23 protein-coding genes are annotated in these 22031 nt (G+C 68.6%); 5 read left to right on the top strand and 18 right to left on the bottom strand.

What is annotated here, in order from left to right:
* Positions 1-56 precede the first annotated feature (56 nt).
* The 4 genes from HD600_RS08060 to HD600_RS08045 form a co-directional block, all read right to left on the bottom strand.
* On the bottom strand, positions 57-1463 hold the full coding sequence (locus HD600_RS08060) for an amidase (RefSeq protein ID WP_184282844.1): 1407 nt from the start codon (positions 1461-1463) through the stop codon (positions 57-59).
* 51 nt (positions 1464-1514) lie between these two features.
* Positions 1515-2672, bottom strand: a complete 1158-nt coding sequence (locus tag HD600_RS08055; protein ID WP_241731649.1) for a fatty acid desaturase family protein — start codon at positions 2670-2672, stop codon at positions 1515-1517.
* Between the two features lie 69 nt (positions 2673-2741).
* Positions 2742-3011 (bottom strand): hypothetical protein, encoded by a 270-nt coding sequence (locus tag HD600_RS08050; protein WP_144794615.1) that lies wholly within the window; start codon positions 3009-3011, stop codon positions 2742-2744.
* A gap of 200 nt (positions 3012-3211) precedes the next feature.
* Positions 3212-4384, bottom strand: coding sequence for a glycosyltransferase (locus HD600_RS08045; RefSeq protein WP_338402258.1), 1173 nt, complete (start codon positions 4382-4384; stop codon positions 3212-3214).
* A gap of 109 nt (positions 4385-4493) precedes the next feature.
* On the opposite strand from HD600_RS08045, the gene HD600_RS08040 reads away from it, so the two are divergent.
* From HD600_RS08040 to HD600_RS08030, 3 genes are all read left to right on the top strand, one after another.
* The gene (locus HD600_RS08040) at positions 4494-4757 is read left to right on the top strand and encodes a glutaredoxin family protein (RefSeq protein ID WP_144794612.1); all 264 of its coding nucleotides are present in this window, start codon (positions 4494-4496) and stop codon (positions 4755-4757) included.
* Between the two features lie 49 nt (positions 4758-4806).
* Entirely contained in the window at positions 4807-6186 is a 1380-nt protein-coding gene (locus HD600_RS08035; protein ID WP_184282840.1) for an MFS transporter, read from the top strand.
* An 82-nt stretch (positions 6187-6268) separates the two neighbouring features.
* Positions 6269-8020, top strand: a complete 1752-nt coding sequence (locus HD600_RS08030) for an aldehyde dehydrogenase family protein (protein WP_184282838.1) — start codon at positions 6269-6271, stop codon at positions 8018-8020.
* Positions 8021-8026: 6 nt separating this feature from the next.
* Here the strand turns inward: HD600_RS08030 and pip are convergent, their stop codons facing one another.
* Together pip and ypfJ are read right to left on the bottom strand one after the other, a co-directional pair.
* A complete protein-coding gene (gene pip / locus HD600_RS08025) occupies positions 8027-8989 on the bottom strand; it encodes a prolyl aminopeptidase (protein WP_184282836.1) in 963 nt (320 codons plus the stop codon).
* Positions 8990-9093: 104 nt separating this feature from the next.
* Positions 9094-9963 carry a KPN_02809 family neutral zinc metallopeptidase gene (gene ypfJ, locus HD600_RS08020; protein WP_184282834.1) on the bottom strand — a complete coding sequence of 290 codons (870 nt, stop codon included), beginning with the start codon at positions 9961-9963 and terminating at the stop codon, positions 9094-9096.
* 46 nt (positions 9964-10009) lie between these two features.
* Between ypfJ and HD600_RS08015 the strand changes: the two genes are divergently transcribed.
* Both HD600_RS08015 and HD600_RS08010 read left to right on the top strand, forming a co-directional pair.
* On the top strand, positions 10010-11002 hold the full coding sequence (locus tag HD600_RS08015; RefSeq protein WP_184282832.1) for a malate dehydrogenase: 993 nt from the start codon (positions 10010-10012) through the stop codon (positions 11000-11002).
* Between the two features lie 36 nt (positions 11003-11038).
* Positions 11039-11485, top strand: a complete 447-nt coding sequence (locus HD600_RS08010) for a recombinase family protein (protein WP_144794601.1) — start codon at positions 11039-11041, stop codon at positions 11483-11485.
* Positions 11486-11499: 14 nt separating this feature from the next.
* Here HD600_RS08010 and HD600_RS08005 read toward each other — a convergent pair whose 3' ends face one another.
* The 12 genes from HD600_RS08005 to HD600_RS07950 all read right to left on the bottom strand — a co-directional run bounded on the left by HD600_RS08005 (position 11500) and on the right by HD600_RS07950 (position 22016).
* Positions 11500-12234, bottom strand: coding sequence for an FHA domain-containing protein (locus HD600_RS08005; protein WP_144795137.1), 735 nt, complete (start codon positions 12232-12234; stop codon positions 11500-11502).
* A 444-nt stretch (positions 12235-12678) separates the two neighbouring features.
* Positions 12679-14535 (bottom strand): periplasmic substrate-binding domain-containing protein, encoded by a 1857-nt coding sequence (locus tag HD600_RS08000; protein ID WP_184282830.1) that lies wholly within the window; start codon positions 14533-14535, stop codon positions 12679-12681.
* Between the two features lie 50 nt (positions 14536-14585).
* Complete coding sequence (locus HD600_RS07995) at positions 14586-15215, bottom strand: protein TPRXL (protein WP_144794595.1); 630 nt, start codon at positions 15213-15215, stop codon at positions 14586-14588.
* Positions 15212-15940, bottom strand: a complete 729-nt coding sequence (locus HD600_RS07990) for a hypothetical protein (RefSeq protein WP_184282828.1) — start codon at positions 15938-15940, stop codon at positions 15212-15214. Before HD600_RS07990 ends, HD600_RS07995 begins: the two co-directional genes overlap by 4 nt.
* The gene (locus tag HD600_RS07985; RefSeq protein ID WP_184282826.1) at positions 15927-16556 is read right to left on the bottom strand and encodes a hypothetical protein; all 630 of its coding nucleotides are present in this window, start codon (positions 16554-16556) and stop codon (positions 15927-15929) included. The genes HD600_RS07990 and HD600_RS07985 overlap by 14 nt, the downstream gene beginning before the upstream one ends.
* A complete protein-coding gene (locus HD600_RS07980) occupies positions 16553-17746 on the bottom strand; it encodes a hypothetical protein (protein WP_184282824.1) in 1194 nt (397 codons plus the stop codon). The genes HD600_RS07985 and HD600_RS07980 overlap by 4 nt, the downstream gene beginning before the upstream one ends.
* Positions 17739-18068, bottom strand: a complete 330-nt coding sequence (locus HD600_RS07975; RefSeq protein ID WP_144794588.1) for a flagellar protein FlgN — start codon at positions 18066-18068, stop codon at positions 17739-17741. The genes HD600_RS07980 and HD600_RS07975 overlap by 8 nt, the downstream gene beginning before the upstream one ends.
* 95 nt (positions 18069-18163) lie before the next feature.
* On the bottom strand, positions 18164-18451 hold the full coding sequence (locus tag HD600_RS07970; RefSeq protein ID WP_184282822.1) for a WXG100 family type VII secretion target: 288 nt from the start codon (positions 18449-18451) through the stop codon (positions 18164-18166).
* A gap of 114 nt (positions 18452-18565) precedes the next feature.
* Positions 18566-19546 (bottom strand): hypothetical protein, encoded by a 981-nt coding sequence (locus HD600_RS07965; RefSeq protein ID WP_184282820.1) that lies wholly within the window; start codon positions 19544-19546, stop codon positions 18566-18568.
* Positions 19547-19577: 31 nt separating this feature from the next.
* Positions 19578-20201 carry a hypothetical protein gene (locus HD600_RS07960; RefSeq protein ID WP_184282818.1) on the bottom strand — a complete coding sequence of 208 codons (624 nt, stop codon included), beginning with the start codon at positions 20199-20201 and terminating at the stop codon, positions 19578-19580.
* Positions 20202-20208: 7 nt separating this feature from the next.
* Entirely contained in the window at positions 20209-20832 is a 624-nt protein-coding gene (locus HD600_RS07955) for a hypothetical protein (protein WP_184282816.1), read from the bottom strand.
* On the bottom strand, positions 20832-22016 hold the full coding sequence (locus tag HD600_RS07950) for a hypothetical protein (RefSeq protein ID WP_184282814.1): 1185 nt from the start codon (positions 22014-22016) through the stop codon (positions 20832-20834). The genes HD600_RS07955 and HD600_RS07950 overlap by 1 nt, the downstream gene beginning before the upstream one ends.
* Positions 22017-22031 lie beyond the last annotated feature (15 nt).

The raw sequence follows: 22031 nt of genomic DNA, 5'->3' as shown, positions 1-22031 counted from the left end.
ACGGACGACCGCGGCGTCGGCGCTCTGCACCTGCAGGGCGTCGGCGCCGCGCCGTGTCAGGCGCGCCAGACGTCGGGACGCGGCAACGGGCCGACCCGCCCCTCCAGTTCGGCAGCGAGCGCGACGATCGCCGCCTCTCCTCCCGGTCGACCGATCAGCTGGACGCTGACCGGGTGGCCGCTCCCGTCGAGGGTCACCGGCACGACGACGGCCGGCAGACCGCAGACGTTCACGAAGCTCGAGTACGGCGCGTACTGCACCTGCTGCGAGAAGTTGCGTGCGGCGTCGTCGGCGTCGAACCAGCCGACGGGCTGCGCCGGAAGCGCGAGCGCGGGGGTGAGGACGGCATCGAACGGCGCGAACGCCGTGATCGTCTCGCGCTCGAAGGCGGTCGCCGCGGCGAGCGCCTCGAGCACCTCTGCGCCGGTGAGACGGCGACCCTCGCGGACGAGCCAGGAGGTGATCGGTTCGACGAGCTCGAGCTCGGCGTCGGACAGGTTCATGCGTGCCGCGCTCGTGCGCCAGATCGTCGTGAACATCTCGGCGTATCCCCGCGGTTTCCAGTCGAACGCCTCGACCGCAGAGCCGGCATCCGCGAGGAGGGCCGCGGCGACCGCGACGGCCCGCTCGGCATCCGGATCGAGACGGATGTCCTCGGCGTCGTCCCACGGTGAGACGGTGGTGACGCCGACACGAGCGGATGCCGCACCCGCACCGACCGAGGTGAGGAACGGTCCTGCGCCCGGTGCGGCCGTCGCGTACGGATGCGGGCGCCCGGCGACCTGGACGTCGAGGAGCAGGGCGGCGTCGGCGACCGTGCGCGCGATGGGCCCAGCGACCGGCAGCCCTCCCGGGCTGTCGAGTCCGGAGGCGAACGGCACGCGCCCGCGGGACGGCTTGATGCCGACGAGCCCCACGGTGGCGGCCGGAATGCGGATCGACCCTCCCCCGTCGGATGCCGGGGCGAGAGGCAGCAGTCCGGCGGCGACGGCCGTCGCGGCTCCTCCGCTCGACCCTCCTGCACCGTTCGCGGGGTTCCATGGGTCGCGCGCCGGTGGGGCGACCTGGCTCTCCGTGTATCCGGTGAGCCCGAACTCCGGAGTGTTCGTCTTTCCGAGGCTGACGCCGCCGGCCTCATCGAGCACGGCGGCCTGGTCGCCGGTGACGTCGGGCACGACGTCGCGGTGCAGGCGCGAGCCGTAGCGGGTGGGCACGCCGGCCCGCGGCACGAGGTCCTTGTCCGCGAACGGCAGCCCCCACAGCGCACCGGTCGGCGCGTCGGCGGCGAGGGAGCGGGCGCGGGCGGTCGCGGCATCCGCTGTCACCTCGACGAACGCGCCGAGCCCGGCATCGAGGCGGGCGATCCGGTCGAGGTAGTGCCCTGCGAGGTCGACGGGGCCGATCTCGCCGGTCCGCAGCGCCGCCAGCTGCTCGATCGCGGTCAGGTCGTGCAGCTCAGACATGCCTCGAGCCTATGCCGCGGGATGCGGCACAGGCTCGAAGGTGTCGAACGACTACGAGGCGCGGCGCAGCTGTGCGGCGGCCGGGCAGTCGAACGGGTCGCGAGCGGCGAGCCCGACCCGGTTGAGGTACTCGATGACGATCGCGTACGAACGGATCAACGACGTCTCGGTGTACGGCACGTCGTTGGACGCGCAGTAGTCGCGGACGATCTCACGCGCCTTCGACAGGTACACGCGCGGCATGTTCGGGAACAGGTGGTGCTCCACCTGGTAGTTGAGACCGCCCATGAGGACCGTGGCCCACCATCCGCCGCGGATGTTGCGCGAGGTGCGCACCTGCTTGGAGAAGAAGTCCAGACGGGCGTCCGGCGCGATGATCGGCATGCCCTTGTGGTTCGGAGCGAACGATGCGCCCATGTAGACGCCGAACACGGCCATCTGCACGCCGATGAACGCGAACGCCATGCCCAGCGGCAGGAAGAGGAAGATCGGCGTCAGCAGCAGTGCGAAACGCAGGGCGATGATGCCGAGTTCGGTCCAGCGGCCCTTGACCTTCTTCGTCGTGACGAGGTACTTGAGGCTCAGGAAGTGCAGGTTCAGACCCTCCATCGTCAGGAGGGGGAAGAACAGCCATCCCTGGTGGCGGGTGATCATCCGGACGATGCCGCGCGACTTTGCTGCGTCTTCGTCGAGGAAGGAGATCGTGTCGACTTCGATGTCGGGATCCTTGCCCACCATGTTCGGGTTGCCGTGGTGCTTGGTGTGCTTGCTGTCCCACCAGGAGTAGCTCATGCCGATGGAACCGGCGAGGATCCTCGCGAGACGGAAGTTCTTCGGGCCGGATGCGAGGATCTGGCGGTGAGCCGCCTCGTGGGCGAGGAAGGCGATCTGGGTGAAGACGATGCCGAGGGCCGCGGCGATGAGGAGCTGGAACCAGCTGTCGCCGAGCAGGATGAAGCCGGTGATGCATCCGGCGAGAGCCACGAGGATGCCGGCGCCGACGAGGGCGTAGAACCAACGGGCCCGCTGCAGGAGTCCGGTCTCACGGACGACCTGCAGGACGCTCTTGTACGCGTGCGCCATGGGAGGGAACTCCGCGTTGCCGGAGTAGGTCTGGCGAACCGGACCGAGGGTGCCGGTGGATTCGACGGTTGTTGTGATGGAGATACGCTTCTCCTCCGATCGGAGCCCTTGAGCTGTGGAAGCCAAGGGCGGATGCCGATCGCTTTTCCTCAGGCTAACGAGGGCCGTATACGCCGCCGCGTATACGTCGGAGGGTCAGAAGCGGACGCGGCGCAGGTGTCCGCGCATGGTCTGGGCGAAGGATCGCCTACGGCGGCACGTGGATCCCTCCAGTGCCTGACGGGCATCGGCGAGGGTCGTGAACGACCCGATCTCGGTGCCGCGGCTGTCCCGGACGAGGTGTCGGTCGGTGTCGAACTCGACGAAACCGGCGAACTCGCCGTCGCGTGTCGCGACGTGCACGTCGTCGTCGGCCTGCTTCCAGGTGAGGGGGTTGGTGGGATGGATGGTCGTGGTCTTGCTCATGGTGATACTCATTGCTGTGTTCGGACACGCGTGAGCGCATCCGGAATTCTTCAGACCGAGGGCGGATGCCGCGCGCGTCGGTGTGCGCGGTCCGTGATGGCCCTGATCAGTGGCAATGCGGGCGCCGAATTGCGGCGGAACCTGCACATTGCATCATCAGTCTAACGTACGGGGCCGACGCAGGGGCCGACGCGGGGCTCTCAGAGTTCGCCCGGACGCATCGCCTCGGCGTCGATCGCCGCGACGATGCGCTGCGCGGCGGTGTCCGTCGTCGGCTCCTCGACCCCCGCAGCCGCTCGGGCGCGCCGCGGCGCGTAGACGAAGAGCGAGTGGAACAGGAAGCGCGCGAAGAAGGCCACCACGAGCGAGATCGCGGTCGCCACCACGCTCGAGATGTGCCACGTCTCGACCATGAGGACCATGACGGGGATCCGCAGCGCCGCCTCGACGTTGTTGAAGGTGAACGATGCGCCGAAGCGGGCCCACACGCCGCGGGCATCGCGCCGCATGTCACCGAAGACGAAGCGCTCCTGCAGGAGGAAGTTGCCGACGATCGTGACCTCGGCGCCGATGATCGCCGCCCACACATACGGCAGACCGGCGGTGGTCAGCGCCCACATGATCCCGAGGTTCGCCACCGCACCGATCGCGCCGATGACCGCGAAGCGCGACATCTTTCCGAACCGCAGCCTCGCGAGGTGCGCGAGGAAGGTCGCGCCCTGCCGCACCGACGCCTTGGACGTGCCGCTGTGCCGCTCGGAGAAGGCCATCGGCACCTCGGCGATGCGAAGCCCGTCGGTCCTGGCGAGGATCTCGAGGAGGATCTTGAACCCCTTCGGACGGAGCACGGCGAGATCCACCCGACGACGGTCGACGAGGAAGAACCCCGTCATCGGGTCGGTCGCCGCAGCCAGGCGCCGCGGGAACATCGCCTTGGTCAGCCATGTGGAGGCGCGTGAGACACCGAAGCGCACGGCGGTGCCGAGGCCGGCGGAGTCGCCGCCGCCCACGTAACGCGATGCGGCCACGACGTCGGCATCCCCCTCGGCGAAGCGGTCGAGCATCGTGACGATGAGTTCGGGGGGATGCTGCAGATCGCCGTCCATCACGACGCAGACGTCACCGCCGGCGGCCGCGAGCCCCGCGGCGACGGCGCCGCCGAGACCTCCGCTGTTCACGCGTCGATGGATCACCCGAACAGGGACGGCGGCCGTGGTGGCGACGCGCAGGATCTCGGCCTCGGTGTCATCCGCGCTGTCGTCGACGAAGAGGATCTCGGCGTCGCGCCCCTCGAGAGCCGCTGCCGTGCGCTCGACGAGCTCCGCGACGTTGTCCCGTTCGTTGAACGTGGGGACGATGACCGTGACAGCGATGCTCACGTGCGCCCCTTCGGAGTCTCGGATATGACGGCATCCATCGTCCCATGCCCGCGCCGCACGCAGGTACGGGCCCTTCACAGCCGGAGCCCAATATCCTGGAAGCATGACCTCGACTGCTCCGGAGACCATCACCATGTTCGGCGCCGACTGGTGCCGCGACTGCATCCGCACCAAGAAGCAGCTCGACGAACTGGGTGTCGAGTACACCTACGTCGATCTCGTCGCGAACCCCGCCGCAGCGGACATCGCCAAGGAGATCTCCGGCCGCACGAACATCCCCGTCGTCGTCTATCCTGACGCCTCGCACCACGTCGAGCCGTCGAACGACGACGTCGCAGCGAAGCTGCGCGAGCTCGCGCTGATCTGACGCGCATCGCCCGCCTGCTGAGCCGTCGTCCCGCCGATACACTGGCGCGATGAGCAACGTCGCTCGCCCAGAACGAGCCTCCACCCGCCTGTCCGCCCGCACGATCGTCACGTACGCGATCGGTTCGCTGGGCACCGGTGGCTACGCGACCCTTCCCGGTCTCGTCCTCACGTACTTCCTGACGGACAACCTCGGTGTCGCCGCCCTCGTGGCCGGCCTCATCGTCACCGCTGCGAAGGTGTGGGACGTCGTGATCGACCCGCTGATCGGGGCGGCGTCGGACCGGCAGCTCGCCCGCACGGGTTCCCGTCGCGGTCTCATGGTCCTCGGCGCCCTCACCCTTCCCGTCTTCTTCGCCCTCACCTTCGCCGTCCCTCCGTCATGGGGCCCGGCAGCGGGGGCCGTCTGCGTCCTGCTGGCCTTCCTCGGCACGGCGACGTCCTTCAGCCTCTTCCAGGTGCCGTACGTCGCCCTCCCCGCCGAGCTCACCGACGGATACGACGAGCGGACCCGTCTGCTCGGCTGGCGCGTGGTGGTTCTCACCGCGGCGATCCTCCTCTTCGGCGCTGGCGGCCCCATGCTGCGCCGCGCGACCGGCGACCCGGTGACCGGCTACCTCCTCATGGGCGTCGTCGCCGGCGTCGCCATCGGCATCGGGATGCTGATCGCCAGTCGCACCGCCCGCGAGGGCGTGGCCGCCCCCGCCGACACCGCGCGCACGTCGCTTCGCGAGCAGTACCTCGACGGGTTCCGCACACTGCGGCGGAGCGCGCCGTTCCGCGCGCTCCTTGGCACCTTCCTGCTGCAGGCACTGGCCACGGGCACCATGCTCGCCGGTGCGCAGTACGTCGCACGCTGGGTCCTCGGCGACGAGGCCGCCGTCGAGATCCTGTTCGTCGCCCTCGTCGCGCCGGCGCTCATCGCGACCCCCGTATGGACGGCGGTGGCCGCACGCACGGGCAAAGAGCGCGCCTTCCTCTTCGCCAGCATCCTCTTCCTCCTCTCGTCCGCGACGATCACGATCGCCCTCTGGTCCCCCGGTGCATGGATCTACGCCTCGGTGGCGGGTGCGGGAATCGCCTACGCCGGGCTGCAGTCACTGCCGATGGCGATGCTGCCGGACGTCATCTCGCACGATGAGCGCACGAGCGGACCGGGCAGAGCAGGCACCTTCACCGGGATCTGGACCGCCGGTGAGACGGTCGGATTCGCCTTGGGAGCGACCGCGGTCGCGCTCATGCTCGCCGTGACCGGCTACGTCTCCAGCGTGGCGGGGACAGGCGCCGCGCAGCCGGACTCAGCCGTCGCCGGCATCGTGCTGAGCTTCAGCATCCTGCCCGCCGCGCTCATGGCTCTCAGCCTCGTGCCGCTGTCGCGGTATCGCCTGCGCCGGTCGGACATCGACGCACCCGCCAGCCCCGTCTCCTGACCCGCGTGCGTCCGCATGCTCACACGACAGCACCACAGGACCGCGACATAAGCTGGGGACACCCCGCCCGAAGGAGACGCCGATGAGTTCAGCGACCACCCCCACCACTGCGACCACCCTGGACGAGGCGGAGCGCGCGCGACTGGACACGGCCATCGACGAGCTCCACACCGGAGCCAGGACCTGGGCGGCTCTCAGCCTCGCGCAGCGCGCGACACTGCTGCGCGGCGTACGCACGGCGGTCGCGGCATCCACGCAGGAGTGGGCCGAGACGGCGGCACACTCGAAAGGCCTCGGCGGCGGTCATCTGCTTCGCGGGGAGGAGTGGCTGGCCGGACCGTACAGCGTCCTCGGCGCGCTGGACGCCTATGTCGAGACGCTGACCCGGCTGGCGGAGGGGCGCAACCCGCTGGAGGGCGTCCGCGTCGACCGCTCCCCTGGCGGCCGCACGCGCGTGCATGCGTTCCCGCTGACAGGAATCGACCGCGTGCTGCTGTCCGGTTTCACCGGCGAGGTGTGGCTGACGCCGGGGACGACACCTCGCACGGCGCGCGCCGGTGCCGGCCTCGCCCAGCGCACCCCGACCGAGTCGGGCGGCGTCGGTCTCGTGCTGGGTGCGGGCAACGTCACCTCGATCCCGGTCCTCGACGTCCTGTACGAGCTCCTCGCGCACAACCGCACGGCGATCCTCAAGGTGAATCCCACCCAGGACGCCATGGTCCCCGTCTTCGAGCACGCCCTGGCCGCACTGATCGAGCCGGGATTCCTGCGGATCGTGCGCGGCGGCGGGGACGTCGGCGCCTTCCTCACCGGCCACAAGCGGTTGAGCCACGTCCACATCACCGGCTCCGCTGCGACCTTCGATGCGATCGTGTGGGGCTCCGGCAAGGGCGCCGCCGCCGCGCGACGGCGACGGGAGAACCGGCCCCTGATGAAGAAGCCCATCACCGCAGAGCTCGGCGGGGTCTCGCCCATCATCGTGGTCCCCGGCGAATGGACCCAGGCCGATCTGCGTTTCCACGCCGAGCACATCGCCACCATGCGCCTGCAGAACTGCGGCCACAACTGCATCGCCGGCCAGGTCGTCATCATCTCGTCCGACTGGCCCCAGGCGGAGGAGTTCCGTCTCGCGCTTCGGCGCGCATACGCCGCGGCGCCCGAGCGCCCGACCTGGTACCCCGGCTCCGGCGATCGCATGCATCAGGCGCACGATGACTACCCGGACGCGCTCGTGCTCGGTGATCGTCTGCTCGTCGAGATCGACGAGGGTGATGACCCGTCCGCGCTGGAGAACACCGAGTACTTCGCACCGGTGCTGGGTGTGACCACGCTCCCCGGGTCGGGGCAGGAGTTCCTCGATGCGGCGGTCGCATACGCCAACGACCGCCTCCAGGGCACGCTGGGGGCGAACCTCCTCATCGACCCGGTCACGCAGAAGGCACTGGGGACCGGCTTCGAGCGGGCGATCACGCAGTTGCGCTACGGCTCGATCGCGATCAACGCCTGGACGGCGTTCGGTTTCATCACCCCGACACTCACCTGGGGCGCGTTCCCCGGCAACACCGTTCAGGACGTCGGCAGCGGGATCGGGGTCGTCCACAACGCGCTGCTGCTCGACGCCGTCGAGCGGTCGGTGCTGCGCGGTCCGTTCCGTCCGATGCCGCGATCGCTTCCCGTCCTCAACGGCGGAGGGCGCTTCACGATCCTCCCCACCCCGCCCTGGTTCGTCACCGCACGCACGGGCGCGGCCGTGAGTGAGGGACTCACCCGGTTCCGTGCGACCGGAGGGGTCGTCGGGCTGGTCAAGACCCTGTTGCAGGCGCTGCGAGCCTGACGGGGATCACCCGGCGAACGCGTCCGTCGCCCGGCGGAGCGCCTGTTGGATGCCCGGCTCGGATGCCGAGTGCCCCGCGTCGTCCACGACGACGAACTCCGCTTGCGGCCATGCCCGATGCAGGTCCCAGGCGGTCATCATCGGCGTGCACACGTCGTACCGCCCCTGCACGATGACGGCGGGGATGTGGCGGATGGCGTCGACGCCGGCGATCAGCTGTCCCTGCGTCCACCACCCGTTGTTCACGAAGTAGTGGTTCTCGATGCGGGCGAAGGCCACGGCGGTGGCATCCTCGGTCATCCGCTGCACCGTCTCCTCGTCGGGTCGCAGTGTGACGGTCGAGCCCTCCCACTTCGACCATGCGCGCGCTGCGGGCACGTGCACCGCGGGGTCTGAGTCGAAGAGCCGGCGGTGGTACGCCTCGATCATCCTGTTGCGTTCGAGGATGGGGATCTGGGCGACGAAGTCCTCCCAGAGGTCGGGGAACAGGGCGGCCGCTCCGCCTTCGTAGAACCACTCCAGCTCTTCCCGCCGAAGGGTGAAGATGCCGCGGAGCACGAGTTCGGAGACCGAGTCGGGGTGCGCCTGCGCGTAGGCGAGGGCCAGCGCGCTGCCCCACGATCCACCGAAGACCTGCCACTGCGCGATGCCGAGGTTCTTGCGCAGGAGCTCGATGTCGGCGATGAGGTGCGCCGTGGTGTTGAACCGCAGGTCGGCGTCGGGGCTGCTGGCATGCGGCACGCTGCGTCCGCAGCCGCGCTGGTCGAACAGGACGATGCGGTACCGCTCGGGGTCGAAGAACCGGCGATGCCAGGGGGCGGTGCCGCCACCAGGACCGCCGTGGAGGAAGACCACGGGCTTGCCGTCGGGGTTGCCGCTCACCTCCCACGCGATCCGCTGGCCATCGCCGACGATCAGCATCCCGCTGTCGTACGGTTCGATCGGCGGATACAGTGCATCCGTGTTCATGGTCGCCCCCCCGGTGCTCGATCTCGTCCGCCTCAGCGGCATTCTCACCGTATCCCGGGCGTGCCGCTCACCCGCGACACCACGTCGCGGAGCGGGCGATCAGGTCAGAGCCGCGCGCCGTCGACCGAGAAGGTGTCGCAGCTGCCCAGGCCGTTCTGGTACCCGCTGGCGAACCAACCCTGGCGTTGCGCACTGGACCCGTGCGTCCACGACTCCGGGTTGTTGAAGCCGGCCTGTTCCTGGATGTGGTCGTCGCCGACGGCGAACGCCGCGTTCAGGGCGTCTTCGATCTGCGCCTCGGTCGGCTCCTCGAGGTAGGGCACACCGGCGTCGTCGGTCAGGCCCGCCGCATCCGCGAGCCATGCGCCGGCGTAGCAGTCGGCCTGCAGCTCGGTGCGCACGCTGTTGCTGTCCGGCCCCGTGCCGTTGTTCGGGTGCTGCTCCATCACACCGGTGATGTTCTGGATGTGGTGACCCCACTCGTGTCCGACGATGTACAGCTGAGCCAGCTCGCCGGCCGAGGCCCCGAACTGCTGCCGCATCACCTGGAAGAACGTCGGATCGATGTAGACGCCCTGCTCCGGCGGGCAGTAGAACGGTCCCACCGAGTTGGATGCCGTGCCGCACTGGGTCGACGTCTGACCGGAGAACACGTACAACTGCGGCGGGATGTACCCGTCGACGTGCTTCTCCCAGTAGTCGTCGAGGAGCACCTGAGCCCCTGCCATGCGGCAGTCGTCCTGCGTGTTGGCGTCTTCACCGGTGTCGCAGGCGAGGACGGTGCTGCCGGACTCCGGTGCGGCCCCTCCCTGTGTGCCGCCGCCGAGCAGGCCCGTCAGGTCGATGCCGAGCAGCGGCCCGGCGATGAGGGCGAGGATCCCGAGCAGGCCGACGCCTCCGCCGGCGATCGCAGCGGTACGCCCGGGACGGCGTGTGCGGTGGCCCGAGATGTCGGCGTCGGGATTGAAGGTCATGGGATGAGATTACCTCCGCGCCGATGCCGGTCGTAGGCTCATTGACATGGCGACGACGATCACGGTAACAGGAGCGGGCGGGCAGATCGGATACGCACTGCTCTTCCGCATCGCGGCAGGCGACATGCTGGGCCCCGATGAGAAGGTGCGGCTGCGGCTCCTGGAGATCCCGCAGGGTGTGAAGGCCGCCGAGGGCGCGGCGCTGGAGCTGGAGGACGGCGCGTTCGAGCTGCTCGAGAGCGTCGACGTCACCGACGATGCGGAGGTCGGATTCGACGGCTGCAATCTCGCTCTGCTGGTGGGCGCGCGACCGCGCGGCCCCGGCATGGAGCGCGGGGACCTGCTCGCGGCGAACGCGGGCATCTTCGGCCCTCAGGGCGCGGCGATCGCGGCCAGGGCCGCCTCCGACGTCCGTGTCACCGTGGTCGGGAACCCCGCCAACACGAACGCACTGATCGCCTCGGCATCCGCGGACGGCGTGCCGGCCGACCGGTTCAGCGCTCTCACCCGCCTCGACGAGAACCGCGCTCGGGCGCAACTCGCCGCCACCCTCGAGACGCCGGTGGCCGCCGTCCGGCGGGTGACGATCTGGGGCAATCACTCGGCGACGCAGTTCCCCGATGTGTCCCACGCGACGGTCTACGGCCGCCCGGTTCTCGACGCACTGGCCGAGCGAGTGGAGGACGTGCAGGACTGGCTCGAGGGAACGTTCATCCCTCGCGTCGCCAAGCGCGGCGCGGAGATCATCGAGGTCCGCGGATCGTCATCCGTGGCCTCCGCGGCGAACGCGGCCATCGAGCACACCCGCGACTGGGTCCGCGGCTCGACGGAGTGGACATCCGCCGCCGTGGTCTCCCACGGCGAGTACGGCGTGCCGCAGGGACTCATGTCGTCGTTCCCCGTCCGAGCCGTGGACGGGCGGTGGGAGATCGTGGAGGGGCTTGCCGTCGACGACTGGGCGCGAGCGCGGATCGAGGCATCGGTGGCAGAACTCATCGAGGAACGGGATGCGGTGCGCGAGCTCGGGGTTCTGCGCTGATCCGCACACAGGGCACAATGGAGGCGGAGGCACACCATGAGCGATCTGAATCAGGCGTCGGATGAGGCGCTGACCAGCCCGCTGCACCTGCCGCATGCGGCGGCGTCCTGCCCGAAATGCCTCAACGACGACGTGCACGACTGGTGGTCGGCCCGCCCGGAGGGCGCCAGACTGGTCGGCCTCGTCGTCTCCCGCGAGGGCATGCCGTCCGTGACGGAGCAGCGCGCCGACCTCACCCGGTTCGGGGTGCCGATCGAGGGCTTCCGACACCCGGCACCGGAGATCCTGGAGAGCTGGAGCGACCGCCTGGACCGGCTGCTGGACACTCTGCAGCGCGGGGACGTGCTCGTCGTCGCGAACGTGCACGCGCTCGGTCGCGACCGTGACGAGGAGACCCGCACGGTGGCCGCTCTGCGCAGCCGCGGGATCATGGTGAAGGTCCTCGGACACCAGGCGCGACACCTCGCCGACGCTGCCCGCTGAGGCGGGAGAGCTCCTCAGTCCTCGGAGTCCCGATGGGCGAGGAGCGCCTCGTCGTCCAGGAGCGGAAGATCGGCGCGCGTGACGACCTGCGACGTCACGGCGTATTCGACAAGGCGGGCCCGGCGGTTCGTCGCCAGCTTCCCCGGTCCGCCACGCAGACCCTGCACGCCCATCCGGTCGAGCTTGTCGCACACGTTGTCGAGCTTGCGATTGAACTTGCTCATCGTCCAGCCGAGCCGCTTGGCGGCGGCACTGGAGGAGGGCAGCTCGTTCATGCTCACGCCCTCGCGCCGCAACATGGGTTCGGCCAACGCGACGATCAATTGCTTCTGCAGAGTGGTGAAGCTCACCGGCATGACCGTGGTCTCGCCGCTCATCGATGCCTCCACGTGCCGGGAGACCCCGTACGGGGCCTCCTCGGTGTGCAGGCTCAGCTCGTAGGTCACCGGTCCTGCGGTGAACACGATCACGTTGCGTTCGAAGACGAGCGGCATCCGCGCCCCCGGCGAGAGCCAGGACTGGACCGCACCACCGGCGCTGGAGACCGTCGCCGCGAGCCGGACGCCCACGTTGGCCAGCCACCACAGACCGTCATGGTGGCGCAGCTCGAGGAAGTGCCGATGCAGATAGGGATTGTCGTCGATCTCCAGGTCACCCTCGCGCCCGATGATGAACGGCGTGTCAGGGCAGAGCTCGTGCCATTCCCCGGCGAATTCCAGCCGGAGCGGCGCCGGGGCGCGCGCGCCCACCTGCGTCGTGTCCTCTTCGCGTTCCGTGGCAGCACTCGACTCAGTCACGTATCTTCCCCCCTGGCGAATATCCTGCCACGCACAGCGTGATCCCACGGGAGATCCTCGTGAATTCCACGCCGGCGCCTGCTGCCGCGCACCTTCGCCGTCGGACACCGCACGGATCTCGATCGTCATCGCCTCCGCAGATCCTGCGCACTGCAGGTACTCCTCCGAGAAGGGGAGCGATTCGAGCAGGTTCGCGCCCTCGGGCACGCGCCACAGGCTCCACGCCCAGAACGTCGTCCCGTTCATCCGGTTCAGTGTGAAGCGGATCTGGTCCTCGTACGGTCGGATGTCGTCGACGAGGACCGTCCTGCTCGACCCGTTGCGCTGGGTGATGTGACGGGGACCGGTCATGGGCCTTCCTCTGAGCTCAAGACGCAGGACCCACCGCGGCCTCCGTCAGAACAGTCCGGAGTCCGAGTCCTCATCGTCCTCGTCGTCCTGCGGTGTGGAGGGCTGGTCGCTGTCTGCGGGCCGCCACGAGTACGCGCGATCGAGCAGAGTCCCGTACCGGGAGGCGCGGGGCTGGACGCCCTCGATGTCGCGGTCGCTGATCACCAGGACGGGATCCACCGCCAGGGGTGCGACCACCATCTGGCTGACGATGGTCTTCTCGATCGCGACACGAAGATCGCGAGCGGCGTATCGGTCGGTCTCCGCCGCCAGCCGTGCGATCAGTTCGTCTCGGCCCTCGTCGCCCGCACCGGAATGGTTCTGCGCGCCACCGCTCCCCCACTGGTCGCGCAGTTCGTCAGCGGTGCTCGGGAAGGGCATCAGACCGAGATAGATGTCCCAGTCATCGCTGCCGGCGGCGACGTCCTCCGGCGAGTCGCTGCCGCAGTCCGTCGCCACCCAGCCGCCTTCGGCGATCTGAGCGCTGAACGATGCGAACATGCCGGCGGCCACCTCCGACCCCCGGTCGTAGAGGACGCAGAGGGGGATGCCGGCCGGCACCCCGGCTCCTGCGCGCAGGTCCTCCGCATCCCGTCCGCCGGTGAAGGTCGCGGCGAACCCGGTGTCCTCCACCGCGACCTGATAGTCCGGTGAGCCAGGGGGGAAGATGACCGAGGACGCCGCGGTGTAGACGTCGTCCCATGCACCAGCGCCCCCTTCGACCACTTCGCCGCGGTCGAAGCTCCGCATGAGGACGCTGCGAGCGACGTCATCGGCCAGAGGCCGGGATGCCGCGATGTTCGCCCGAACCGTCCACACGGCCCCGTGCCCGATGTCGCGGACGCCGTAGTCGTTCCGGTCCAGTTGACGGATGCTCGTGAAGTTGTCGGCGCGGGGTACGACCTGCACGAGGTCGTACCGATCACCGACGGCGTTCTCGAGATTCTCGCCCTCATCGCGCTGCAGAGTGATGCGCTCGTATCCCGCGGACGGGCCGGGGACGTACGCCGCGTTCGCCCGGAGGACGACGCGCTGGTCGGGAGCCTCGTCGTCGCCATCGATCTTCTCGACCAGGTAGGGACCGCTCGAGAGCAGCAGATCTTCTCGGGGGATCTGCTGCTCCCCCACGGCGAACCCGGAGTTCCAGACGGAGACGATCTTCTCCAGCGCAGCGTCGTCCGAACCCGTGATCGACTCGATGACTGCCGTCTTCGCGGCCATCGGGTCGTCGACGCCGAGCGCGTGGCGACCGACGACATGCGCGGGGACCGCGACGTCGAGCGCCGTCTCCCAGCCGTTGAACGGGCGCGAGAAATGCACGTCGATGCGGCGCTCGAACTCGTCGTAGGCGGGGATCTCGTCGCTGAGCGCCATTCCCGTCGGCATCGAGTCGAACCGCAACGGATCGTCCGAGGAATCTGCCGAGCCGGCATCGTCACCGCCGTCCGTCGCGAAGAAGTTGGACCCGGCCGCCCAGGCCAGAAGCAGGTCCGCGGCGTCGACGGGGATACCGTCGGACCACTGAGGCTCCGCCAGGTCATAGGAGAGGCCGAAGGAGTCCTCGGCCTCGTCTGCGATCGTGATGCTCCCGAACCCCTGGTCGTACTCGATCTTTCCCGCCCGCTGCCGAGCGAACTGGGATCGCGTGAGCTGTTCGACCTCGAGGTTCCCGGCCAGGGCCCCCGCGACGCTCGCCGTGTTGACGTTCGTGAGCGCCTCGTCCCACGCGACGGTGATTTCCGTCCCCTCCAGGACGGAGGCGGGGTAGCCGTTCCCCGTGCACCCGACGAGGGACAGGGAGACGACCGCCGCCATCAGGGCACCGATCGCGGCGGTGACCGCCGGTCGCCTTCTTCGTTCCACGTTCTCCCTCTCCCCGTTCACAACACCCGCGCGCAGCCGCGCGCTGATCGTCACGACGACGGGGCGACCCAGCGCAGCGAAGAGATGCAGGCGTCGTAGAGCCGCTTCGAAGCGACGACCTGTTCGTCGTCGGCCTCCGCCTCTGCCGGGCGGGCGACCGTGGCGGTGAACTGCAGCGCTCGTCGCCGACGGGTCGTGGGGATCGGGGTGAGATACTCGACGGTCGTCAGTCCGATGGACGACTCACCGACAGTCACGGTCTCGTCGCGCTCGAACCGGATGAAGCGCTTGTCTCCGAACAGGGGCTGAGCACCGAACTCCCTGATGGCGTGCGAGACCATCTGATCCATCGAGATCTCGGGCGTCGCCGTGCGCGTCGAGACGACGATCGATCCGGGGATCCACAGCGTGTGCTCATCACCGGTCGTGGCCGCGTAGTACGCGACGGCTCCGGCGGATCTCATGGCCGAGTACGAGCCGTCGACGAGGCTCTGGGCCACCGCGTACAGGTCGGGGCGCTGCACGCTGAGGAACTTCTTGCGCAGCGCGGCGACGAGGGACGCGCGGTCCTCATCGCTGACGTCGCGACGCTCCCACCCCGCGGGGAGGTCGATCTCGAAGTCGGGCTCCGCGGACAGGCCGAGCTGTTCGCGCAGTGTGGGTCCGGCCCCGATGCTCATGCGTCCTCCTCGATGTGCAGCCGGCCGAGGGGGCGCGCCTTGAGCACCTCGACGTCGACGTTCGGAAGCATCCTGCGTTCCGCGAGAGTCTTGATCGCCTCGTTCCGTTCGCGCATGAGGTATCTCATCGCTTTCTCGTCGAGGTCCGCGACCGCCACGGGGGGTGCGGCGGGTTCGGGCTCGGGCTTCGGCGAGAGCTGGATGATGACGAACACGACGACGGCCAGCGGCATCATGACGAACGCGGGGAGCATCGCCACCAGGGAGACACCCCCGTCCTCTGCCGCGAGCTGATAGGCGAACAGGAGCCCGAGCACACCGAATGCGAACGTGAGCACGAGCATGACCTGCAGCGAGCCGTTGCGGCGCCGTCCTGTCGTGAACCAGTACAGGAAGATGAGCACGACGCCCAGGGCTGCGACCCCGTAGGACACCATCGCCCAGGGGATCGACCCGGCATCCGGCGCGTCGACTCGCCCGATCGCGATGTCCCTCGGATTCCCGAACACCGCCGCGAACCCGCCGATCGAGGCGAGCAGGGCCAGCAGCGGCGACACGCCCCAGGCGATGCGCCACCACGGCGTCTTCGACAGCGCGTCCGCCTGCCCGGCCCAGGCCAGCACGTGCGCCTCGAGCACATCGAGTCCGTGCGGTGCATCGCGTGAGACCCGGCGCGCCCAGCGCGACGGAGGAGGAGGGTCCGCGGGAAGCTCAGGCAACGACATGGCTTCCAATATTCCATGTATCCACGTCGTCACCGGGCAGGTCGACGGCCCGTTCGCCCAGGAAGGCGCGGCCGTCGTCGTATTCCAGCGTCAGCGACCCGACGATCTCGAGGAGGCCCTCCTGCGCGCGATCGAACACGACCGCTGCCGTCGGCTCGGTGTAGACGACGACCCCGACGTCACCGTCGACGAAGACGAACGCGGCCTGGTGAGCGACGACCCGCTCTCCCACGACATCGTCCTCGAGCGTCCTGGTCGCCAGCATCCCGTGTCCGGCCCCGGCGGTGTGGATGCGCGACAGGGAGAACCCTCGACTCCGCCACCATTCGAGCGGGGGCGGGTCCATCAGGCGTACTCTCGCTGTCGCCGCGATCGGCCGCGTCGTGGGCAGGAACGTCAGCACCAGCAGGTCCGAGGCGTCCCGGTCGCCAGCGATCTCGGTCATGACCTGCCTGATCACCGGTGCCGCTTCGGCATCGAACCGGTCACCGTGCGCCCGAGCGATGGCATCGACGACGGCTCCCGCCCATCGACCGCGCTCCGCGTCATCGGCGAGGATCGGCACCTCGATCCATCCGCCGGCGTCCGTGCCGGCGCGTGCTCGGATCGCGGTCACCAGATCACGTCCAGGACCGGCAGGTAGTCGTTACCGACATCCACCGTGCCGATCTCACGCTTCAGACCGTCGTACCCGGGAAGGACCTTCCCGAACATGCCGTCGACCTTGAAGACCGCTCCGACGACGCCCCTCTGCATCTCGACGACACCGGCTGCCAGCTGCCATCCACCGGCGGAACCGAGATCCTCGAAGAAGCTCAGGTCCTTACCCGTGAACAGGCGCGTCATGACACCGCCGAAACCTCCGGCCACGTCGGTGAAGGTCTTGGGGTTCTTGAAGACGCCGATGAGGTCGCCCCAGTCGCCCTTGTTCGCGATGTTGGTGAACTGGGAGACGAACTCCGAGCCGAACTTCCCGCCCTTGGACGCCAACGTGCCGCCGTCGGCGAGGATCCCGCCGATCTTGCCGATGGGGATCACGTCGATGATCGCGAGCGTGAGATCGACGCCGCTCGCCTCTCCGCGCGCGAACTGGATCGCGACGACGATGAGCGTGAGCCCGGCGACGATCGCCGCCAGGGCCCCGATGATCGGGCCGCCGATGATGATCGCCGCGATTCCGAGGACGAATCCCGCCCACGACAGAACGTCCTTGATCGTCGAGAGCCACTGCGTCCAGCCGTCGGCGATCTTGCCGGACATCTCGTCGGTGATGCCGCTGACGGCATCGTCGAACGCCTGCTCCCAGGTGTTGTAGTCGGCGTCGAAGTCCTCGGCCTCCTGCTCCCACGCATCGAAGGCCGCCTTCTTCGCGGCGTCCTCCTGCGCCTGCAGCTCCGCCTCAGGGCTGTCCGCGTCCGGCTGGAAGAGACCACCGGTTCCCCGCGGCTTCACCTTGCCCGGGAGTGCGGTGTATGTCGCCCACAGGGTGTCGCACATGTCGGCGTGGCCGTTGATCTTCGGCTTCACGTCGGCGAGCGTGTCGCCGTAGGCGGTGATGACGGGACCGACCGGCTTGTACAGCTCGCCCGCCTCCCGCAACTGCTTGTACGCGTCGCCGATGGTCTCGACGAGCTGCTCGATCGCCTTGCCCTGCTGGTCAGTGGCGCGCGTCGCGATCTGCTCGAGCACTGTCGCGCTGTCGAGCATCTGCTGGCCGAGTTCTCCGATCGCCGCGCCGCGAGCGGAGATCGTCTCCGGATTCCCCTTGACGTGCTCGATGTCACGCCCTGCTGGTGACCTATCCACGTTGCCCCCCGGCTGCTCCTGCACCCTGTTCCGGTTCCAGCGCGATCGCGAGTTCGTCATCGCCCTGGCGGAATCCGTCCAGGATCCCGGTCACTCGTTCGAGGATCTTGCCGAGGTCGTCGGCAAGCTCGCCGCGCTTCTTGTCCCAGCGCTCCTCGAACTCGCGTGCGGCGTTGCGGAGTTCATGCCGCCCGTACGGGTCGCTGATCGCGGACTCCAGTTCCTCCGAACTGGACACCGCCTCTTTGAACTCCGCGACGATCGCGGTCAGATTCGTCTCGACCTCGCCGAGTTCGGCGTATGAGATGTAGACGTCGCTCATGCCACACCCTTCATGTCACTTGCTGGTGCCACCGCCGACAGCGGCGGGGCCGGGTGCCATGCACTCGGCCCCGCCGTCCTTCGATCACAGGTCGCTCAGCCGCCCGCGAGAGCGTCGTCGAGATCGCGGATCGCCTGCGCCATGTCGCGAAGCGCCGTGGCCATGTCGGTCACGCCCTCGCCGGCCTGCTTCATACCGTCGGTCAGCTCCTGGTAGCCCTCCTGGAACTTTCCGGAAGCCTTCTCCGTCTTGAAGCCGTCCTCGACGAGGTCATCGACGTGACCCTGCAGTTCATCGAGAAGCTCGTCGATCGAGTTCTTGCCATCGTCCAGCTTCGTAGCCGCCGACTCCATCTCGTCGTAAGTTGCGCCGAAGTCACTCATGCGCCCACCTCATTCCTGTCAGAAACCGGCCCCCTGCGGACCGCCTGCACAAAGACTAATTAGCGCGACCGCCGGAGCGCCATGGGCAGCAATACCCATCCGGCACCGCCGGGGTCAGCCGAGCAGGCCTTGAGCGTTGAGCACGATGAGCGAGAGCACGACGATGACCACAGCCACAACGCCGAAGACGATGGCCACGCCACGTCCGACATCTGCGCGAACATCGCCGAACGACATCCCTCGGCTCTGGCGCCGCACAGATCCCCACACTCCGGAGGCCACCATGGACGCGGCCAGCGTCTCGACGACTGCTCGTTGCTCGTTCCATCGGCGTTCGCTGCCCGCTGCGACTGAGCGCCCGGCGAAGAGGTAGAGGTTCCGATCCCTGACCTCGATGTCGTACGAGCGTCCGACTCTCTGGAGGAGCTGCACCGTCTCGGGGGTGAAGAATGTCCGAGCGAGATGTTCACCGCCGTCCGCGACGAACAGTCGCGCCCCCCGACCGAATCCCACGTCCACACGCTGCGATCGGTGCCACTGATCGGGAACGATGCGCAGGCCGAGGATCCGCGAGAGGTGACCGAAACTCAGGATCATGTGCGGCAAGCGCTCAGGGAGACGGATGACGGCATAGGCATGGCGGCGTCCGGTCGGCGCTTTGAAGCCGCCTGACACCTGCGACGACAGGTGCCCGACCTCGACGTGCGAGCCGGCGACATCGTAGTCGAGCACGCCGAACCGCTCGTGGTCGGCGCCGTGGGCGAACGGCACGCCGGCGTACCCGCCCGTGCCCGCCTTCCACAGCGAGAACCGACCTCCGACCTCCTGGGCCAGTGCGCGCAGTCTGCCGACGGCAGTGGGCGAGAAGTTCACGACGTTCCACAGCGCCAGGATGCAGACCAGCGCCGCACCCACCGTCACGACGATCAGCGGCCCCGATGTGTCTTCGAGCGCGAACAGATTCACCCCAGCGGAGACGAGAGCGAGGACTCCGCCGACGCCGGCTGCCACCCTCGGGAACCGCATGATCGCGGCGTATCGTTCCGTCGCCGGATCGCCGTTCGCGGGTCGTGCTGGTCCGGGGGCGTCGGTCATCGTGTCGTCTTCTCCTGCGATTCGGTCGTGGTCATCCAGGCATATTCTTCCATCGCAAGGACGCGATCATGAGATCGAAGAAAGAGTGCACGAACTGGATCTGCTCGTCGTCTCTTGGAATGTCCACCGGGCGCCCGTAGCCCGCGAGCAACTCAAGCGCGCGTCTGCGTCGCGTACCGGGCACCGGGGTGACATACAGCGTCGAGCTCAGCACCACCTCTGCATCGCCGTCGCGTCGGATGCTCTCCCGCTCGGTTCGCAGCAACGCACGGTTCCTGTCAAGCGGCGCAGCGCCCTCGTCGATGATCAGGCGCTTGATGTACCCGTCCATCTCCTCCGAGGACGGCGCAGAACGAACGGTCGCGATGATCGATGCCGGCACGGGGAACGGTGTCGGCAGATCGGCTCCCGAAGGCGCGAAGTAACCGACGACGTTCTGCTTGCGCATCTCGCCCATCGATTGACGGAGCATGGTCCGCAGCACACCGAAGGCCTGCATCGCCTCGACGCTGCCGACGCGCATGAGCTGACGGCTCAGGCGCCGCTCGATCAGCGCCTGGGCGTCCGGTGATGCATCGTGGCGTTCCCAGCCCCTGGGCAACGACAGCTCGAACTCAGGGTCCGGCCGCGCGCCCAGCAGATCGCGCAGCGGCACGCCGGCATCAGACACGTGCGCTCATCCCTTCCTCCGGCCAGACGTCGGGGTCGTCGACGCGCCGATACTCGCTCTTCCCCGTTGTGAACGGCCGTCCGGTGGGGTCGGTCAGGACGCAGGAGTCGATGAGCTCGGCGATCGCGGGTGCCGCGGCGACGTACACATCGATCGGGCACGCGTGCACCCGCACGACCACTGCCGCGTCGCCTCGATCGAACACGACCGCGGCGTCGATCGACGCGACGCCGTACGCTTCCTCCTCAGGAATGCGACGGGTGTATTGGACGCCCTCTCCGAACGGCCCGCCGAGGTAAGGGGATGCCGCGAATCCGAGCGCTGCCCAATCGGTCGCTTCGTCCTGAACGACGGGGTGGACGGACACGCGTACAGGCACCGGAGACGGCGTCTGCCAGGTGACGAGGTCCGCGAGAGCCCCCTGTGGCCTCGAGCTCTGGAGCATGTCGAGCACCTGCAGGAGGGATTCGGAGAAACGTGGTCCAGCCTCGACCTCCCACCGCTTGCTCACTGCGTGCGCCACGGCGGCTCGCCATTGACGACGTCGCTCGTGCTCATCGGCCGCGGGGACGGCGGCCCAGGCATCCAGCGCGGCCGCGAACCGCAGTGTCCACATCAGCCGTCACCCGCGATGATGCCGCCAAGGGTGTTCAGGCTGACCAGTGGGCTGTATTGCGAGATGAGCGAATCGATCCCCAGGTCCGACATCGCGTCGGCGAACTTCATGGCGCCGGACATGTCGAACAGCATGCCGGCCCCGACGCTGCCGTGGACGATCAGATCGGAGACACCGTCCGCGAACACGCGGGAGATCTGGAGTCCGCCGTCCGCACCGATCCGCACTGTCGCCGGCAGGAAATCCGCGAGCCCCGAAATCCCCACGCCGAGCCTCGTCACCAGCGGCCCCATGTCGGAGATGAGCTTCGAAACCGGCCCCACACCGGGCACTGCGCAGACGATGTCGATGGCCATCGTCGCGAGGTCGGTCTCCCCACGGGCGTAGCGGGCTATCGAGACGACGGCGGTCGCCACTCCCACGACGGCTCCCGCGGTTGCCGCGATCGCGGCGATCGCGGCCGCGATGGGACCGGTGATCCAGAAGGTGCACACGATGAAGACGACGGCGAGAACGATCGCGGCGATCGTCAGGATGATGTAGGCGATCTCGAGGAAGTCCCCGAACCACTCGCTCCAGCCGTCCTTCGGACCGTGCTCGTGAGCGGTCTCGATCGCCGACACGGCGGTGTTCCACGCCGTCTCCCAGTCGTCGTACTGCTTGTCCCATTCGTTCGCCGCATTCATCCACGCCTGGAACGCGTCGTACTTGGCCTTGTTGTCAGCGGCATCGGCTTGCGCATCGGGGTCGTCGTCGCCAGGGTCGGCGGTGACATCGCCGTACAGGTCGCCCCCTGTCCCCGTGTACGTGGACCATTTGGCATCGGCGTCCGCGTAGGCGGAGGTGAGCGCCTCGGCGATCCCTCCGACATCGCCGATCTGGTGACCATAGGTGCGGATGGCGGCAGCGGTGTCGTAGTACATCTCACCGGCGTCGCCGAGGATCTCCCACGTCTCCCCGATGCTCTCGCGCAGTTTGTCGACCGCCTTGCCCTGTTGACCGTCATCGCTGTTGGCGATGTCCTGCAGGGTCGTCGCGGCGGACTTCATCTGCGAGGCGACGACGATCATGGCGTTCGCGGTGGAGACGACGTCCTCCGGAGACAGCGACACCCGTTCGATCTCGTTCCCTCCGGGCGTCGACGGCCAGTTGACGTAGGACCCTTCGCCCCAGCACATGCTCATGTTCTCTCCCCTCGT

This window comes from Microbacterium ginsengiterrae, assembly GCF_014205075.1.
Classification (GTDB): domain Bacteria; phylum Actinomycetota; class Actinomycetes; order Actinomycetales; family Microbacteriaceae; genus Microbacterium; species Microbacterium ginsengiterrae.
The sequence above is the reverse complement of the archived record's forward strand: the minus strand, read 5'-3'. Positions and strand labels throughout refer to the sequence as shown.